This window comes from Virgibacillus sp. LDC1 (assembly GCF_025792345.1).
Taxonomy (GTDB): domain Bacteria; phylum Bacillota; class Bacilli; order Paenibacillales; family Paenibacillaceae; genus Paenibacillus_AQ; species Paenibacillus_AQ lautus.
Genome location: NZ_JAOXLZ010000002.1, coordinates 275,494 through 291,616 on the forward strand (window position 1 = coordinate 275,494; position 16,123 = coordinate 291,616).

The following is a 16,123-nucleotide window of genomic DNA, read 5'->3' on the forward strand; positions in this document are numbered from 1 at the left end:
GGTTAGGTCTATCGGAGGTTTTTTTACATCTAGCATACTTTAGGTTAGTACTCTCAAAACATATCTGGTATATATAGTTAATAAGGCTAGAAATTTAATAGAATAGAGGAGTGAAAACCTGAATGCGCATTCGATTACATAGGTGGCAAAAGCAGCTAAGTATGTTTATGGCTATCGTCATGCTCCTGAGTATCATCGTTCCTTTCAGTCCCGTGAAGGTAGCGGAGGCTGCTCCCCAACATGACCAGGTTGTGATTAGCCAGGTGTATGGGGGCGGCGGGAATAGCGGGGCCAGTTATACGCATGATTTTATCGAATTGTTCAATCCGACAGGTAGTCCCGTCGACCTGACAGGCTGGAAGGTGCGTTATGCAAGCGCAACAGGCACTTTTAACAACGCGACCTCTTTAACTGGTACCATAGAACCTTATGCCTATTATTTAATCCAACAACAGAGTAGCGGCTCGGTAGGTGGCTCGCTGCCGACAGCAGATGCTGCAGGATCATTGAACCTTAGCGGCTCCAACGGCAAAGTTGATCTGGTGAACGCCGCGGGGGATCGCATCGATCTCGTTGGCTATGGAACTGCTTCAGAATCTGAGACGAGTCCGACCGCTGCTTTATCCAGCAGCACGGCAGCGATTCGCAAGGAATTGACCGTTGGTCAAAATGATCGCGGCCGAGACACGGATAACAATGAGGGGGATTTCACCGTTTCCTCGCCTGATCCTCGAAACAGCTCGAGCCCCGCTACGCCGATCTTGCCTGGCACGGGCTTGGGACTGGTAACGGCCAACCCGGAGCCTAATGCCTGGCCTGCCGGAACGGAGATTACACTGAATCCGCCTATGGTGGGTGCTTCCGTCTATGCGGATGTGTATCTTTCAGGCGGAAGTGGATCAGGATTCCAGATCGTCAATGGCCCTATCACCCTTAACGAGCCTACGCGGGTGGATGCCTATGCAGTCCAGGATGGTTTACCGGATGGACCGGTATCCTCGTTCCAATACGATATTTTAACGCAAACGTCCGTCGCTGATGCCCGCAGCAAGGCAAAAGGCGAGCATGTGTGGACGGAAGGCATCGTTACGCATATCGAAGGCAGAGAGACCTACATCCAAGACGATACGGCCGGTATCGTGCTCTATGACTACCCGCTTAATGCCAGCGTTGGCGATCGGGTGAGCGTGGCCGGCGTGATGGAGATTTACAACAATCTTCAGGAGATTAAACCGCACGCCTTGCTGCCGCATGACGTAACAGGAAACCAAGTGGGGGTGCCGCAGGCAGTCCAAGTCACCGGAGCTGATCTATCCGCAACTGCAGGAGAGACTTATGAAGCACGACTTGTCTACCTGGATGATGTGACTATCAAATCCGAGAACAGACCTGGGGAATACACGGCCGAGCAAGGCGGGCATGAATTCATCATCTATTCCGGATTGTCCAAGCTGAAGACGGTAAAAACCTTCAGCCGCGTCACGGGCGTGGTGAAGCAGTTTGGAAACATCTATGAGCTGATCCCTTTAAGCGAGGATGCCTTAATCGAAGAGATGTTCTCCGTGATTGCAAGTCCCGGTGCTGGTCCGATTATTACCGGGGGGACGGTGACGCTGTCCAGCCCAACGCAAGGGGCTAGCATTTATTATACGCTCGATGGATCGGTTCCGACGCCATCAAGCACATTATATAGCTCGCCGATTCTGATTGATCAAAATACAACCATCAAAGCCATTGTCGTCTCGGGTGCGGATGTAAGCAAGGTATACGAATTTGCTTACCAAGCTACTCAGCAGCCGCGCATCGCAGATATCCAAGGCGAGGACCATACTTCGCCGTATACTGGACAGACGGTAACCGATATTGAAGGCGTTGTAACCCAGTACGGTTATACGTTCTCTAACGGCAATATCAAGGGATTCTACATCCAGGATCCGAAGCCGGATTTCAATCCGGATACCTCGGACGCCATTTTCGTGTATTCCACGGATCCAAACCGGCCTCAAATCGGAGATCTGGTGAGCGTAGCCGGTAAAGTGGCCGAGTATAACGAGGGAAGCTCCAGCAACCTGACTTCCACTCAAATCGAGCTGCAATCGTTCAAGAAGCTCGATCAGGCACAGCAGCTGCCGGACCCTGTTCTATTAGGTAAAGGCGGACGTCCGATTCCGGCTGCCATTATCGATAATGACGGCATGACCACGTTCGATCCGGAGGAGGATGCCATCGACTTCTACGAGTCGCTCGAGGGCATGCTGGTCAGACTTCCGCAGCCAACGATCATCAGTCCGTATTGGACAAGCGGCGGCACCTACAACATTGCGACCCGTGTCGAGAACGATATCGCGGATGTCATTACGCCAGCCGGCGGACTGGTCCTGAAAGAGCAGGGGAATTTCAATCCGCAGCGTCTCTTGATTGCTTACGGCAATCCGGGTCAAGAAGTGAGCACAGGCGATACGTTTGCCGATGATGTGATCGGCGTAATCGGTTATAACAGTGGCAATTTCAAGGTGATTCCGGCTAAAGGCGAATTGCCTGCAATCCACAGCAGCTCTTTTAAACAAGAGGTATCCACGATCGACGTGAAAGACGAACAGCTCAGAGTAGCGACGTATAATATCGAAAATTTCTATCCGGGCGTAAGTTCCGCCAAAATCAATAAGCTGGCGGAGTCGATCGTAAACAACATCAAGTCCCCGGATATTATCGGCCTGGTGGAAGTACAGGATAATAACGGTGAGCAGAACAACGGAACTACTGCGGCTGACCAAAGCTACCAGGCTTTGATAAACGCCATCAAGGCAGCGGGAGGACCCGCGTACAGCTTTACCGACATCGATCCGGTGAATAATAATGACGGGGGAGCGCCTGGAGCCAACATTCGGGTAGGGTTCCTCTACAACGCGGAACGTGTCCAGTTATCGGACAGCGTTCAGGGCAAGAAAGGATCCCCGACGGAATCCGTTGCGTATGATGCTGCGAAGGATCAGCTGACTCTGAATCCGGGCCGGATCGATCCGCTGAATGCGGCATTCAACGCGTCACGTAAGCCTCTGGCCGCGCAGTTCGAATTCCAAGGGGAAAAAGTGATCGTCATTGCGAATCATTTTAACTCGAAATCCGGAGACCAAGGACCATTCGGCAATACCCAGCCGCCGGTTCTCTCCAGCGAAACCCAGCGTCATCAGATTGCAGCCGTCGTGAACGGATTCGTGAAAAGCGTTGTGTCTGCTAACCCAGATGCGAACGTCGTCGTGCTGGGGGATTTGAATGATTTCCAATTTACCGAAACGGCGAACATTTTGAAAGGCAACGAATTAGATAATCTGATCGAGAAGCTTCCGCCTGCGGAACGGTATACGTACACATATGACGGAAACTCGCAGGTGCTGGATCATATTCTGGTCAGTAAGAACCTGACCCGTTCTACGCAAGCCGATGTCGTGCATCTAAACGCTGACTTCCCGGCCTCCAAGGGCCGCGTATCGGATCATGATCCGGTTGTCGCGCAGATCGACCTGAAAGGAGAAGCCGTGAACGGCTTCCCGCTTACGATTTTGCATACCAATGATACGCATGCCAATCTGGACACCGTAAGCTCACCGGATAACATTGCGCGCCGGGTGACGGCGATCAAAGAAGCCAAAGCGAATGCGGTCAATCCTCTGCTCGTGGATGCAGGGGACGTATTCTCCGGCACGCTGTATTTTAATCAATACTTGGGACTGGCCGATCTGGAGTTCATGAATCTGGTTCAATATGATGCCATGACCTTTGGTAACCATGAGTTCGATAAGGGCTCCGAAGTGCTAAACGATTTCATCGAGCATGCGGAATTCCCGTTTGTTTCCTCGAACGTGAATTTTTCGGCCGATGCTTTATTGACCCAGAAATTCAAGAATGAAGTAACCCGGGATGCCAAGGATGCAACCATCTACCCGGCCATCATCATGGAGGTAGACGGGGAGCAGGTAGGCCTCATCGGACTTACAACCGAAGACACGGCGAACATCGCTTTGCCTGGAGACGTCACCTTCGATGATGCGGTGCAAAAGGCAAAAGACACCGTAGCGGTGCTGCAGAAGGAAGGCATCAACAAAATCGTTGTGCTGTCACACCTCGGATATGATGTGGACGTCAACCTAGCCAAGGAAGTCGAAGGCATCGACATCATCGTGGGCGGTCACAGTCATACCAAGCTGGATCAGGCGGTCGTGGACCGTTCGGACAGCGAACCGAAGCTGATCGTGCAGACAGGTGAAAAAGGTCAATTCTTAGGCCAGTTGGAGGTCGTATTTGACGACGAGGGTGTTCTGCAGGAATGGAACAGCAGCCTCATTTCCGTTGACGAGAAAGATAGCAATGAGCAGTATGTCATTCAGCCGGATCCCGAAGCCTTGCAAATTCTGAACACCAAATATAAGCCGGGCGTGGAGGAATTGAAACAAACGGAGGTGGGCACGACAGAAGTGAAGCTGAACGGCGTCCGCGCCGATGTCCGTACGAAGGAAACGAATCTCGGCAATCTGATTGCCGATGGCATGCTGGATGCGGCGCAAGCCGCCGGCACGAATGCGGTCATCGCCCTGCAGAACGGCGGCGGCATCCGCGAATCCATTGAGGCAGGCAAAATCACGATGGGTGACGTCATGACGGTGCTACCGTTTAACAATGATCTCGTCACGATCACGTTAACGGGCGCCGAGATTAAGGAAGCCATGGAGAACGGGGTTTCCAAGACGCCTGCTGCGGATGGCCGCTTCCCGCATATCGCGGGTATGAAGTTCTTCTATGATTCGACCAAGCCGGTTGGGTCACGCGTCCTGCGTATCGAGGTGAAAGGCAAGAACGGATACGAACCGATCGACATGAATAAATCGTATGAGGTAGCGACGAACGCATTTACCGCTAAGGGCGGCGACTTCTATGCATCGCTCGAGAAGGCTTACCTGGAAGGGCGAGTGAACTTGCTCTATAAGCCTGACTATGAAGTATTCTCGAACTACGTAAAAAAAGTAGGCACCATCACAGCCAAGACCTCCGCCGTCGAAGGACGGATTACGGACTTGAAGGGAGCGCCGCTTCCGGGAGGACCTGATCCGGGCGGGCCGGGGAACCCTGGGAACCCGGGCACGCCTGGAACGCCTGGAACGCCAGGGCCGACGACGCCACCCGTGAATCCATCGAACCCTGGAACGACACCGCCAGCCGAACCAGGCAAGGTAAAGGTTCCTGTTAAGGTGGAGAACGGTGCGGCGGCAGGCAGCGTGACCGGAGCGGCCATGAAGGAAGCCCTCAAACAGCCTGTTAGCGGAAAAGTTACCGTGGAGGTAACCAGCACGCAGCCAATCTCCTCTTCATCCGTTACCATCGAGAATGGAGCACTGCGGGCATGGCTTGATCAAACAAGCGCGCAGGTGCTGGTGGTAGCGACGCCTTACGGAAGCTATGAACTTCCGAAGAAGGAGATCAACCTTCAAGCGCTGGCAGCCCAAACCGGTTCGGACATTAGCGGCCTTCAGTTGGTCATTCAGCTTGCAGTCGATGCGGATGCCCTGAAGTCAGCGACGTCCAAAGGATATCATGCGCTGCAGGCCGTGAATTACAACGTGACCGTGAAGTCCGGCGATGGCAAGACCATCATGCTGGACGCATTCCAATCGTATGTGAAGCGGTCCCTGAATGTCGACAAATCGTATGCTTTGACGGACATCGCGGTTGTTCGAGTGGGTGGAAACGGCAACCAATATACGCCGGTACCATTCAAGGTGAATGGTCAACGAATCGATATCTATAGCCGTACGAACAGCACGTACCTGGTGTTGCAGAATCCGGTAACGTTCCAGGACATCGCGTCGCACTGGTCGAAGGGTAACGTCGAATCGCTTGCGGCTAAAATGATCGTAACCGGGCGCACGGAGCAGACCTATGTTCCGAACGCATCGGTCACTCGGGCCGAGTTCGCAGCGCTTTTAGTCCGGGCACTGGGACTTTCTGCAGACGCTGCTTCAGGCAGCTTCCAGGATGTGGCTTCATCCGACTGGTACGCCGGAGCGATCCGGGCAGCCGTCGATGCTGACATCATTAACGGCTACACGGACGGCACCTTTAAGCCGAATCGGACGATCACGCGCGAAGAGATGGCCGTGATGGCCTACAACGCGCTGGAGTATGCCGGATACACCCCCGTCGACGCGGCAAAAGCCCATTTTGCCGATGCGTCCTCGATCGGTGCTTGGTCTCAGGTGGCGGTGTATGAATTGGCGGGTCTTGATATTCTGAACGGGGATCCGAAGCAGCGTTTCAATCCTAAATCAAATGCGACCCGCGGCGAAAGCGCCGCTGTGCTCCATCGTTTGATGCAGGATTTGACGTACGTAAAATAAACAGGTTCTATAGCGGTTGGATGCATTTTGGGTTAGTCTCTTGGTTATAAACGAGAAGGGGGCGTCCAACAGCAAATCTGCTGAAGAACACTCCATTGATCAACAATGTGGAAAATAGAAATGGCGGTGCTAAGGATGCGATCCTTGCACCGCCATTTCTTGTTTTTTGTTTCGTTGCACCGCTTCCTTCGTAAATGGGGAGGAACGATTCGTACACGGAGCGTCTCCTAACAGAAAGAGGGAGCACTCCAGATCTGAGAGCTTTTGGGACAACTTCTTCTGTTGCCGAAAAACTTAAAAACAAAATGTGACCGATCCGCGTCCATAACTGTGTTAAGGGTAAAAGGAGGTCTAAAGGCGATGCAGATCGATTCGCTCCGGCCGGGCGGAGATATTACGGAAACCTATGAATTATATGGCGATATGCTTTTTAAAATAGCAATGGTGTACCTTGGGAACAAACAGGATGTCGAAGAAGCCATTCAGGAGACGTTCATTAAATTGATATATAAAGCGCCCGACTTCAGGGACCTGGAGCATAAGAAAGCTTGGCTCATCCGGGTGATTACGAACCACTGCAAGAACATGCAAGGGAGCCTGTGGCGCAAGCGGGTAACCAAGATGGAGCATATGAACGATTATTTTGTCGAACCGTCGGAACGGACGCTGATGGATAACGTCATGAGTTTGCCGTTCAAGTATAAGTCGGTCATCCATCTGTTTTATTACGAGGATTATTCCGTTAAGGAAATCGCCGGGATTTTGCAGATTAACGAGTCTGCGGTCAAGATGCGTCTTCAGCGCGGCAGGAAGCTGCTGCGCATGGACTTGGAAGGAGAGGACGATTGATGAATCGGAATGACTACAAATCATTGATAGATCGAATAGAACCTGATAAGGGATTGGAGGAGCGGATTATGAAAGGAATGAAACAAAATCAGCGTCAAACGACAAGAATGAGCCGAATGGGGGTCGCCGGCGTCACCGCGGCCATTATGCTGGGCCTGGTGGTAGTGACTTCGCTGGTATTGAATCTTGAAAACGAGCCAGCGGTCAGCGATATCCCGGTGGTTCAACAAGGGACTGGGGCGAATACCCCGCCAACCGCGAAGGTTGGCCACGATCCGGTAACCATTCCGAAAATCGAGCTTCCGGGCGAGAGCAACGTCAAAGCCGACATGATCGGTTTGGTTGTATACCAGGGCAATATCTACACCCAAACCGGTACGCAAATCACGCCGGAAATCGCCAAGCAGCTGCGGGGCGACAAGCTCGGACGGTCGAAGTCGGGGATTACGGAATGGAGTTCCTCCGATGACTACACGGAGCTTGCTTCGACGATCGGCGAAATGGATATTTTCACGGTTAAGGGATATGACGCCGATTTTAGAATCATGTCCTACATGGAGCATGACGGGGAAGTTTATGCCGAATTGTATGAGCATTTGAACGGGATTACGGTGTCCAAGGGCGAGGATATCATCGGCAAGCTGAATTTAATGGGGAACATGACGTCGGTTAAATGGCAGGATTTTGACAGCTGGAACATGGGCGAGAACAAACTGCGCGAGCTTTCCGCCGATGCGGAGGTGCAAGCCTTCGTTGAAGCTGTATATGAAGCGAAGCCGATAGCGGCCGAACCTTTGTTTGAGCAAGGGATCTACGAGACCGGCTCGGGCGAGCAGAAGTTTCTGTATATCCAGCTGCAGGACGGGACAGAGGTACAATTAAGATTGTTTAAGGGCGGCCAATATGTGCGGTATGCCAACGCGCCGGTGTTCTTCCAATTGGAAGCCGAAGCGTTCACTACGCTGTGGGAGCTGATGGAGGAGTAGGTCGTTCTACCGTTTAACGCAACGAAAAAAGATAATGTAAAAGACTAGAGGCTATCCCTCATCGGATGGCCTCTTTTCGTTGCTGTAGGGTCGATAACGGCGATCCCTTTATCGTTTATCGTATGGCGGTTCCTTGCTATTCGCTTGCCGTTGATGATGGGCGGTTCGCTTTCACGAATGCCCTCGGCGTCATTCTGAAATACCGGGTAAAAGCCCGGGAGAACGTAAATAAATCCGAATAGCCCAGGGATAAAGCGGTCTGCGTGATGCTGGTTCCCTCGGCGGATAACAGGCGGGTCGCTTTCTCCATGATCAACTGCTGCATGTAGCGGGACGGAGAGATGCCGTATCGGCGGGTAAACGCGCGGGTGAAGTGACTGCGATGCACGCCGGCCCAGGCGGCAAGCTCCTCCACGGACAGGTTCTCCGTGCAATGAAGCCCCATATATCCGGGGACGGACTCGAGCCAGTCGGAAGCAGCCGAAGCAGCGGGAAGGTGCTGGTCCCGGTTGGGATCGATGCTGTGGATCAACTGGAATCCCAGCGACATCAGCTGAAGGCTATGGTCCTGCTGGGGCTGCCGGAGCAATCGCTGAATGTTCTTAATGACAGCCAGGGCATCGTCCCTGAAGGCATTTCGTCGATAGGGCCGTTCCGGACATAAATCGACATGCTTCAATATGGACGGCATCAACTCGCCCATAAAGGCCGTCCAGGTGATCTTGGTAGACGGCTCGTCGCAGTCCTTGACATACGTATAGACCGAGCCGGGGAAGAGGCAGAAGAGGTCGCCTTCCGAGAGGGAGACGCTGCTGCCGTCCCATCCAAACCGCACCTTGCCGCTGGCAACGAAATGTATACTATAAAATTCGACCGAACGGGGACCGACTTTTTCGGTGAAAAAGGGGTGGGACCCGGATTTGAATATCCATAATCCCAGTTGTGTCTCAAAGAGAGCCGGATTGTTAAAGTATTCTTCTCGGGATGGCCGCTGATTCACTGTTAAACTCATGTGTCCACTCCTTCCACCTATACCGATCAATTCACTTGTTACTGCTACTATGCAACATATTGTATAACGATTGCAAGGATGGAGCATTCCGTATACGTCCGCTAAAAGGTACGATGATGAGGAACAAGTCGAGCATAGTAGAGGTGAATGGAGATATGAAACAACCGAATTTTATCGTGATTTATTGCGATGATTTAGGCTATGGAGATCTTGGATGCTACGGTTCGGAAACCGTGAAAACCCCGCACCTGGACGGGTTGGCTGATGAAGGCATTCGTTTTACGAATTGGTATTCGAATTCCCCCGTCTGCTCCCCGTCACGAGCTTCTTTATTGACAGGCAGGTACCCGGCTCGAGCGGGTGTCGGCGAGATCCTGGGGGCGAAGCGGGGTTCGCATGGGCTGCCTGCAGCCGAGGTGACGTTGGCTAAGGCGCTCAAGCCTGCCGGGTACAGGACGGCGCTGTACGGAAAATGGCATCTGGGCTTGTCCGAGGAAACCAGCCCGAATGCGCATGGGTTTGATGAGTTTTTCGGATTCAAGGCAGGCTGCGTCGATTTTTACTCGCACATTTTTTACTGGGGCCAAGCCCATGGCGTCAACCCCCTGCATGACCTATGGGAGAACGAAACGGAGGTTTGGGAGAACGGCCGGTACATGACCGAGCTGATCACGGAACGATCGGTTGATTTCATTCAGCGGTCGCGGGAGCAGGAGGCTCCGTTCTTCTTGTTTGCGTCGTACAATGCGCCGCACTATCCGATGCATGCCCCGCAGGAATACATGGACCGGTTTGCGCATTTGCCTTGGGATCGGCAGGTCATGGCCGCCATGATTGCCGCGGTGGACGACGGCGTCGGGGAGATCGTGAAGGCGCTGAAGGAAGCCGGCTGTTACGAGGATACGGTCATTTTCTTCTCCAGCGATAACGGACCGTCCTCCGAGAGCCGAAACTGGCTGGACGGAACGGAGGACGTGTATTACGGGGGAAGCGCGGGGATCTTCAGGGGGCATAAAGCAAGCCTGTTCGAAGGCGGAATCCGCGAGCCTGCCATATTGAGCTGGCCGAACGGATGGGAAGGCGGGCAAGTGCGCGATGAGGTGACGGCCATGATGGACATCGCACCGACCTTTTTGGATCTGGCCGGCGTCGATCCGGCGACAGGACCGCTTCAAGGAGTTGCGCTGGATGGGAGCAGCCTGAAGGCGATGTTACGGATGGGCGAGCCGTCGCCGCATAAGCAATTGTTCTGGGAGTATCAAGGCCAGCTGGCTGTCCGGGAAGGGGATTGGAAGCTGGTGCTGAACGGGAAACTCGATTTTGACCGCGTAGTTCCGGACCAGGTTCACCTGTCCGATCTGTCCAAGGATCCCGGGGAGCGTTCCAACCTGGCGGACCGTTACCCAGAGATCGTGGAGCGGCTTGGCCGGGATGTGCGCGCGTGGTATGAGGAAGTGCAAAGTCACGGCTCCTGAGCGTGAATAGAGCATACCATCTAAGCCTGAGCGATAAATGCAAAAAAGCCCCGGCAACCGGGGCTTTTTATTATGCTTTTGTGATTGGTATGAGCTGTTAAAGGGCAGCCGGAGCCCTTAAAAAGGATTCAGCACATGGTAGAACACATTCGGCGAAGCCATGCGGTAATAATGGCTGCACCAGCCGACACCCTTGTGATTGTCGCGGTTGGTCGTGCTGAATACCAGCCGTTCCTGCTCCAGCTCCTCGATCCGTGCCGTCCGACCCTCCACGTATTCCAGAATGCGGAACGATGCGGTGTCCAGGCGGGTGATGACGCCGCCATAGCGGATGTCGATGACCTCCCAGCCAAAGGGCTTGAACATCCGGTGCCACTGCGTGCGGTGGGCAATGCGCAGCTCTTGCACGGCTTTGGAGATGGCAGGGAGCACGTTCTTGGCCATATGCCTTAAGGTATCGGCGTCCTTGGCATCATAGGCTTGCTTCAGCAGAATGCCGATTTCGCTCTTGCGTTTGAGGACGGCGCTGAGCTTCTCCGGCATCTCGAACAGATAGTCCAGCTCGGCGCCGCTATCGCGCTTCGCGCGCAGGTTTTGCTCCAGCTCGGCATAGTGGTTCGAGAGGTCCAGGCCTTCGATCTGTTTGTCGAACATCCCGAGGAGCACGTCCTGATACAGCAAAAATTTCGACGGGTTGCTCTGCTTGGCGTTGTTCGGCTCCTGGCCGGGAATCTCGTCCAGATCCTTCAGCAGGAGGAACGCCTCCATGTCGATGCCCGTACAGAATTTCACACGTTCCGCCAACTGAGCCGGGGAAGGCTCCTGTTCCGAGTAGGCATGCTCGGCATAAAGCTGCAGACCGAGCAGCGCCGCGAACGGATTTCCTTCGTTGCCGTCGTCGCCCCACATCGTGGCGTATACCTCGCGGATTCCTTCCTGCTTGCACACTTGAAGCGCAACATTCGAAGCGTTCAGGGACAACCCGTAGTTGACGCCGAATGTGTTAAAGATCCAGACGGCTCCGGCAAACACGAGGTTGCAGCCCAGCGGGCGGTGATTGGCGATCAGCTTCTCATAGTCCGCCGGCTCCATGTGGGTGTAGTCCCAGTACACCATATCCACATCCTTCGGGATGCGGCGGGCCATATCCTCCGGAATCGAGGTGTCCTTGTCGTAATATGCCGCATCGCCGCCTCCGCCGGCAGCGAGCTTCAGGAACATGTCGCTCCACATCATCGGCTTCAGGCCGCGCTTGCGGACGGCAGCCAGGACTTTGTCCAGATGGGCGATCATAATGTCGAAACGGCTCACATAACCGTTGTGATCCAAATATTTACCCCGTCCGAGCTCCTCCGCTTCGTCCATCCCGATATGAATCTTGTTACTGCGGAACGGAGCGCTGGCGGCCTCGATCATCCGTTCGATCAGGGAATCGGTCTGCTCGCTGCCGACGAGCAAGGCCCCCTTCGTATCGCGGTAATGCTTGATGGGCTCCCACTTCAGAAACTCCTCCAGGTGCGCTAAGGTTTGGATGCTTGGAAAAGCCTCGATGCCGAATTGGTCGGCATAATCGTCCATCTCTTTCAGCTCCGCCTGCGTGTAGCGACCGCGCATATAACCGAAATACGGCTCGCCTTCGATCTGGTAGGTGTCCTCCATGTACAGCATCACGCTGTTCATGCCCATCAGGGCTATTTTATTCAGCATGAGCTTGAAGCTGTCCACGGTCAGCACGGCGTTGCGGGACAGGTCGAACATCGGGCCAATTTGGTCAAATTGCTGGCGTTCGAGAAGGTGGAACGAATCGCTTTGGCGGCTATGTTGAACCAGCAAGCCGAGTCCCCGGAAAAATTGATGTTTTCGTCCGTAACGAATATAGGCGTGGTCTCGGTCCCTGCCGACCTCCAGATCGCCATCGGACAAGGCTGCCTCAACGGGGATGCCGTTATCCCCAAGTTCGACGCCAAGCTCCTCCAGCAGCAGCTCAATGCCTGGCATGACATCCGAAACAGCGCCTTCGAAACGAAATTTCATATGAAATCCCCCTGCATCCATGATTTTGCGAACATTAAACATTATATCATTATAATGTTTAATGTTATGGGAATCGCCGCTGGAAATCAATCCTTTGTTTGCAAAGTTAGAGGAGTTATCACGACCTATTTCAAACGTACAGCGGTTCGTGAACGAGCTATTCATTTACGAAATAGATAAAAAAAGAACAAAAAAACAGGATTGACACTGCCGATAACCCGGTGTATTTTATATACAAATCGTTTTTGCAAAAACGTTTTGTATCATGAGTACATCAATCATTGCGTCATTCGGTGATTCTTTCTTCAACGCGATAGCGCCGTAATCGGCTAATATCTGATAGCGTTTACATAAGTGGTTTGTACTCTGCAGTTTTACAGGCCCTGCATTTATAGTCTAATCAAATGTTTTCCTATAATTTTGGATAAGGATGATCAGGATGGCAGCAACCATAAAAGACGTCGCCCGTGAGGCAGGCGTAGCGGTTTGTACCGTGTCGTTTGCGGTCAATGGCTCCGCGCATGTAGCGGAAGCGACCAAGAAGCGGATATTCGATGCAATCGAGAAGCTGAATTACCGGCCGAACCAGTCCGCGCGCGGATTGGTTACGAAGAAGACGAACAACATCGGCCTGGTGGTCGAGGATACGGTGGACGGTTTGGAGAATACCATTCTCCTCGACGTCGTCAAGGGGCTTGGGGAGGCGACGGGAGACAACAATTACGATTTGCTGCTGTCTTTTCAGAAGCCGAGTACGAATAAATTGGCGGATCACCTGCTGGACGTCTACCGCAAGCAATCGGCGGATGGGCTGATCCTGATGGGGGCGGCCATTAACCAGCCGTATGGGGAGCTGATCAAGAACCGGTTTCCTTTCGTCCTGCTCGGGAGGCCGACGATGCCCGGGGTGTGTCACAGCGTCAATGCGGATAATGAGCAAGGCGCCTATGAAGCCGTTAAATATCTGATCGGCAAGGGTCATCGCCGGATTGCGCTCATCACCCCATGCTCGCTGGAAGTGGATGCCTCGCTGGACCGGTATAACGGCTACCGCCAGGCCATGGAGGAATTAGGCGACGGGTTCGACGAGCGGTTGGTTGAGATCGGTTCCTTCGAAGAAGACAGTGGGTATACGGAAACGGAGAAGCTGTTGAACCGAGTCGAGCGTCCTACCGCCATCATCGCCGGACGCGACGTGGTCGCTTCCCGCGTCGTCGAGAAGGCTCAGGAACTGGGTTACAAGGTGCCGGAGGACCTGGCGGTGATCGGATTCGATAACACGGCTGTGTCCCAGTTGGCCCGGCCATCCATTACATCGATTGAGCTGCCGATGCGGCAGATGGGCCTGGAAGCAGCGAAGCTGTTAATGCAGCTGATTGACGGCGAAATTCGTTTTGACGATATTCAGACGATCGTTTTGCCGTGTACCGTCATTGAAAGAGAATCGACCTGAAAACGGATATTTTCGTTGGACGATTCTTTTTTTTGAAGGGTGCAAAAACGTTTTTGCACCCTGTTAACCTTGAAGGGAGTGATGCGGGTCCAATTTAGACATCTAAGACTTCACATAAATGTAAGCGAATTCATTAAACGCTTAGGGGAGTGAACGTCATGATCCATTTTAGAAAAATCGTAAGCCTCATTTTGATATCCTCACTAATGATCATCATCGCAGCGGGCTGTACCAGCAGCGGACCCAATACCGCTAGCCCGTCACCATCCGAACAGCCTACCCCAACGGATAACAAAACACCAGCCGAACCAGCCGGAGAAGATACAGATAAACCAAAAAGCGGCACGATCCAAATATCCTTGCGCGGTGCCTCAGCCGAGGTATGGGGCAAGGTAGCCGACGCCTACATGGCTAAGCATCCGGACGTCAAAGTCGTCGTGGATATTAAGCCGGCCGAGGGTTACCGCGAATGGCTGCAGGCCCAGTTTGCCGCCGGAGAGCCGGAGGCCGATTTTGTGAACACGAATGAAAACAGCGACCTGAACGAGGACCAGAAATTCGTGGACTTCAAGCCTTGGCTGGAGACGGAGAACCCCTACACCGGAAAGCTCTGGAAGGAAAGCTTCAACCTGGACGGCATGGGCGTCAATCTGGATGATCCTAACCTGCAAACTTTGCAAGCGCTTAACTTTGAATCGGTTCAAATCCTCTGGATGTACAACAAAGAGATGTTCGAGAAGGCGGGGATTACCGATACCCCTAAAACATTCGATGAACTCATCGCGACCTACGACAAACTGAAGGCGGCGGGTTATATCCCGTTCACGATCGGCGGCAACGCGCTCTCCCTGTGGAGCGGTCAGGCGGGCTGGCTCATGCGCATTTATCCGGACCAGTACTTCCGTGATTACGTGGAGCTGATTAAGTCAAAGCCGGAAGATTATACGTACATGCCAAACATCGACGACAACTGGAAGTTCGACTTGAGCGACCCGTACAACGATTCCCGTTCCAAAGTATCGACGAACGAGCTGCGGATGTACCAGGCCATTAAGAACAAAGTCGGCCCGTATAAAGTCGAGGGCAATCCGGCGTGGCGCGAAGTCATGACAAATCTGAAAACCTTGTTCGGTTACGCGCCGGACGGTTTTATGGGCATGTCCGAGGAGCAGGCCTACAAGCTCTTCCTGACAGGCAAGGCCGCAACCATGGTCGCGCTTCCGTCCTCCTATTGGCAGCTTCCGAAGGATTTTGCCGATGCGGAAAAAACGGGAGAGAGCGGCGGCGTGAAATCCTTCGACTTCGGATTCTTTAATATGCCTTCCATGGAAGGGGAGCTGGTCCAGGCTCCGGCGAGAACGATTCACATCTACACCGGCTTCTACGGCTTCGTGAAGAAGAATGCGGAGCAAACGGCCCTGAACGTGGATTTCATGATGTATTTGACCAGCCCGGAAGGGTATAAGGTGTACCTGGAAGCCGTCCAGAATTCCAAGGATGCCTCCTTGAACGGCGCGCCGTTGCTTAACGACATCGAGCTGCCGGAAGAAATGAAGAAGACGTTCGAATCGTTTGACGCAATCGGGAATACGGAAGGGCTGAACAGCCCGGGCAACGTGCTGGCCCGCGGTCTCCATGATTACCAACCGTCCGTGCAGAGCTATATCGGCCTGATCTCCAAATACTTCAACAATGAAATCGACGTGGATCAGCTGCTGAAGCAGTACCAGGCGGATATTGACGCCAAATTCGAAGCCATGCTCAAGGAACGCAAAAAAGAACTCTCCGATATCGAGAATCCGGAGCGTCAGCCGCCTGTCAGACAATAGCATTAGAAGGCTGTAAAAGGCTGTAAGGCGCAGGACTTCGCCTTCATCAGTGGAGTCCTGCGGGTTCATTTGGCATGGAAGGGAGTGTGAACACGA

General features: G+C 53.3%; 8 protein-coding genes. 6 read left to right on the plus strand and 2 right to left on the minus strand.

Going from position 1 to position 16,123, the window contains the following annotated elements; all coding sequences use genetic code 11:
* The first annotated feature begins 122 nt into the window (after nucleotides 1–122).
* The 3 genes from OHJ21_RS21960 to OHJ21_RS21970 all read left to right on the plus strand — a co-directional run bounded on the left by OHJ21_RS21960 (nucleotide 123) and on the right by OHJ21_RS21970 (nucleotide 8,224).
* The gene (locus OHJ21_RS21960; protein ID WP_486021135.1) at nucleotides 123–6,389 is read left to right on the plus strand and encodes a 5'-nucleotidase C-terminal domain-containing protein; all 6,267 of its coding nucleotides are present in this window, start codon (nucleotides 123–125) and stop codon (nucleotides 6,387–6,389) included.
* 360 nt (nucleotides 6,390–6,749) lie between these two features.
* Entirely contained in the window at nucleotides 6,750–7,238 is a 489-nt protein-coding gene (locus OHJ21_RS21965; RefSeq protein WP_486021136.1) for an RNA polymerase sigma factor, read from the plus strand.
* 68 nt (nucleotides 7,239–7,306) lie between these two features.
* Complete coding sequence (locus OHJ21_RS21970) at nucleotides 7,307–8,224, plus strand: hypothetical protein (protein ID WP_243390900.1); 918 nt, start codon at nucleotides 7,307–7,309, stop codon at nucleotides 8,222–8,224.
* Between the two features lie 136 nt (nucleotides 8,225–8,360).
* Here the strand turns inward: OHJ21_RS21970 and OHJ21_RS21975 are convergent, their stop codons facing one another.
* Nucleotides 8,361–9,236 carry an AraC family transcriptional regulator gene (locus tag OHJ21_RS21975; protein ID WP_486021137.1) on the minus strand — a complete coding sequence of 292 codons (876 nt, stop codon included), beginning with the start codon at nucleotides 9,234–9,236 and terminating at the stop codon, nucleotides 8,361–8,363.
* A 155-nt stretch (nucleotides 9,237–9,391) separates the two neighbouring features.
* Between OHJ21_RS21975 and OHJ21_RS21980 the strand changes: the two genes are divergently transcribed.
* Nucleotides 9,392–10,711: a sulfatase-like hydrolase/transferase gene (locus tag OHJ21_RS21980; RefSeq protein ID WP_486021138.1), complete on the plus strand. Its 1,320-nt coding sequence runs from the start codon at nucleotides 9,392–9,394 to the stop codon at nucleotides 10,709–10,711.
* A gap of 117 nt (nucleotides 10,712–10,828) precedes the next feature.
* Here the strand turns inward: OHJ21_RS21980 and OHJ21_RS21985 are convergent, their stop codons facing one another.
* Entirely contained in the window at nucleotides 10,829–12,745 is a 1,917-nt protein-coding gene (locus OHJ21_RS21985; RefSeq protein WP_486021139.1) for a family 20 glycosylhydrolase, read from the minus strand.
* Between the two features lie 439 nt (nucleotides 12,746–13,184).
* On the opposite strand from OHJ21_RS21985, the gene OHJ21_RS21990 reads away from it, so the two are divergent.
* Nucleotides 13,185–14,198: a LacI family DNA-binding transcriptional regulator gene (locus OHJ21_RS21990; protein WP_009593909.1), complete on the plus strand. Its 1,014-nt coding sequence runs from the start codon at nucleotides 13,185–13,187 to the stop codon at nucleotides 14,196–14,198.
* A 158-nt stretch (nucleotides 14,199–14,356) separates the two neighbouring features.
* Complete coding sequence (locus OHJ21_RS21995; protein ID WP_486021140.1) at nucleotides 14,357–16,027, plus strand: ABC transporter substrate-binding protein; 1,671 nt, start codon at nucleotides 14,357–14,359, stop codon at nucleotides 16,025–16,027.
* The last annotated feature ends 96 nt before the right edge of the window (nucleotides 16,028–16,123 follow it).